The 2,611-nt window shown below is 70.4% G+C and carries 3 protein-coding genes; 1 reads left to right on the top strand and 2 read right to left on the bottom strand.

What is annotated here, in order from left to right; genetic code table 11:
* Positions 1 to 105: 105 nt before the first annotated feature.
* Both tnpB and tnpA read right to left on the bottom strand, forming a co-directional pair.
* On the bottom strand, positions 106 to 450 hold the full coding sequence (tnpB, locus tag E2C06_RS36070) for an IS66 family insertion sequence element accessory protein TnpB (RefSeq protein WP_133293335.1): 345 nt from the start codon (positions 448 to 450) through the stop codon (positions 106 to 108).
* Complete coding sequence (tnpA, locus tag E2C06_RS36065) at positions 447 to 869, bottom strand: IS66-like element accessory protein TnpA (RefSeq protein WP_133293334.1); 423 nt, start codon at positions 867 to 869, stop codon at positions 447 to 449. The genes tnpB and tnpA overlap by 4 nt, the downstream gene beginning before the upstream one ends.
* A 158-nt stretch (positions 870 to 1,027) precedes the next feature.
* On the opposite strand from tnpA, the gene E2C06_RS36060 reads away from it, so the two are divergent.
* The gene (locus E2C06_RS36060; RefSeq protein ID WP_165982909.1) at positions 1,028 to 2,572 is read left to right on the top strand and encodes an ISL3 family transposase; all 1,545 of its coding nucleotides are present in this window, start codon (positions 1,028 to 1,030) and stop codon (positions 2,570 to 2,572) included.
* Positions 2,573 to 2,611: the final 39 nt, after the last annotated feature.

The following is a 2,611-nucleotide window of genomic DNA, read 5'->3' as shown; positions in this document are numbered from 1 at the left end:
TGGTCGACACCGCCCGCCTCGCGCCGAACACCAGCGTCTTTGGCACCATCCTGACGACTGTCACGGCCTGACCGCTACGCCGCAGAAGTCAGAGGGGGTGGGTAATTACCAATGGATAGTTGGGTCGAAATCAAGGCATAGACCATGTCGGCATCTCGGCCTGCACGACCTCGCACTCCACCCGACCCTCGGCGACGAGCAGCCGCCCCGCGACCACTGCCGCCCGGCCGCGCGCGGCGATCCGCTCGAAGACAGCACCAGGCCGCTGTCGTCCCAGGTCAGGATCTTCACACGGTCGGATCGCTTCGAGCGGAACACCAGCACCACGCTCGAGAACGGATCGGTGCCCAGCTCGGCCGCCGCCAACGCGGCCAAGGCGTGCGCGCCACGGCGGAGGTCCACCGGCCTGGTCGCCAGAAGGATCCGCACGCCGGCGGGCAGCGCGATCATGCCGCAGAGATCCGGACCGCGCTCAGCACCGTCGTCAGCAGGGCCTCGTCGGTCCCGGGCGCGATGCGCAGCACCGCGCCCGCCAGGTTCACCTCGATCGGCGGTGGCTGGCGCGCCCCTGTCGTCGCTGCTTCAGGAAATGCGCGCGACGGTTCGGCCACGACTGGCACGAAACCCGGCCCTGCCGGCGCAGTGGCCTCCGACAGCGCCTTCCGCGCTTGCCGGCACCAGTCGAAGACCTGCTGTGGGCTCACCTGCCAACGGCGGGCAACATCCGTCACCCTCGCGCCGGGCTCTGCCGTCTCGGCGTCGATCCGAGCCTTCTCGTCGTCCGACCAACTCCGCCGCCGGCCAGGTCCCGTCAGAACCTCGACCCGGCGGTAGCCGATACCCTTCGCGTCATCTGTAGCGCTATCCATAACATCGTCCGCAAGCCCACTGCTTCCGACCGACCCAGCACATTTGTAGCGGCTGAGTGAAATCCTAGCTCTTCCGCATTTCCCGTGCTGCGGGTCGTCGTTCCGGGGCGGAGGGAGCACATCACAGAGGTACGTTCCTTTCCTCTGAAGTCTGATTGTTGACGAAGCATCTTCTTTCTCTCATTCCAGCAGGGCTGCTGGTTCAGCAGATCCTGCCTTCCCCCGAACTCCTCACCATCGTCGTCGCACCGCGTGAGCCCTGGGCTGCCTGTCCGGCCTGCGACAAGCCATCCTGGCGCGTCCACAGCCGGTACGACCGCATCCTCAACGATCTGCCCTGGCAGGGGCAGCCGGTCCGGCTGCGCGTGCAGGCACGGCGCTTCCGCTGCGTGGAGCCGGAGTGCCCACGCCTGACCTTCGCCGAGCGGCTGGCCAACAGCGCGCCTCCTGCCGCGCGGCGGACAGGGCGGCTGGACGACCTCCAGCGGCATCTGGGCCTCGCCGCCGGCGGCGAGGTCGGCTCGCGCTTGGCGGCGCGCCTGGCCATGCCGGTCAGCGCCGACACCCTGCTGCGGATGGCGCGCCGCACTGGCGCTGCTCCGCAGTCGAGGTCGCTGGTGCGGGTGCTGGCGGTCGACGAATGGGCTTGGCGCCGCGGCCGCCGCTACGGGACGGTGCTGGCCGACCTCGAGCGCGACCGGGTTGTCGACCTGCTGCCGGACCGCAGCGCCGAGAGCCTGGCGGCGTGGCTGAAGGCGAACCCTGGTATCGCGGTGGTCGCCCGCGACCGGGCCGGCGTCTACGCCGACGGCGTCCGGCAGGGTGCACCCGATGCCGTGGAGGTCACGGACCGCTGGCACCTGCTGCGTAACCTCGGCGACGCCGTGCATGCCGCGGCCGAACGCCACCATGCGGGGGCGCGCCGGATCGCCCGGGAGGTGATGCAGCAGCCTGGGGTGCCCAGCAGTTCACCCGCGGCTGTCGGCGCCCGGCCAGGCGCTGCATGGCGCCCGAGCGCCGCGGCACGCGCGCGGCGTCAGGGCCGGTTCGAAGAAGCAGCACGGCTGCACGCGGCCGGTGCCTCGCTGAGCGCGATCTCCCGCCAGCTTGGCGCCGACCGCAAGACGCTGCGGCAGTGGCTCCGCGCCGGCGCCATGCCATTCTGGCGGCAGCCGCGGCGTGGCAGCGTGCTTGACCCCTACTGTGATCATCTGGAGCGCCGCTGGACCGAGGGACGCCACAACGCCGCCCGGCTGTGGCGGGAACTGGCGGCGCTGGGCTTCTCAGGCCGCGACGCCATCGTCCGCAGCTGGGCAACGGAGCGCCGAAGGACGGAGCGGAATAGAACCCGGGCGCCCCGGACCGCCGACGGCAAGCCATGGCGACCGCCCTCGGGCCGGCGCGTGGCGCGGCTGCTGATGGCCGTGTCCAGGACCCTGTCGCGGCCTGACCGGACCTCCGTCGCCAAGCTGCTCGAGGAAGTGCCCGCGCTCGCAGCCACGGCCGCCGCCGCGAAGCGTCTCGAGGGCGTGCTACGCAAGAAAAACGACGAGACACAGGCGGACGTCCTCGCCGTCGCAGAGAGGACGCACCTCTCCAACTTCGTCGCCGAGCTGCGGAAGGACATCACCGCCTGTCCGGCGTCAGGGTCCATGAGACATCTGAGGCGGGTTGAGAAGCGGAGGATTTCTGGCTCACCGTAACCGCCAAGGAGTGAAGATGAGCCAGAAATCCTCCGCCCC

Source organism: Dankookia rubra, assembly GCF_004355005.1.
In the GTDB taxonomy this organism is placed as follows: Bacteria; Pseudomonadota; Alphaproteobacteria; order Acetobacterales; family Acetobacteraceae; genus Paracraurococcus; species Paracraurococcus ruber_A.
The sequence above is the reverse complement of the archived record's forward strand: the minus strand, read 5'-3'. Positions and strand labels throughout refer to the sequence as shown.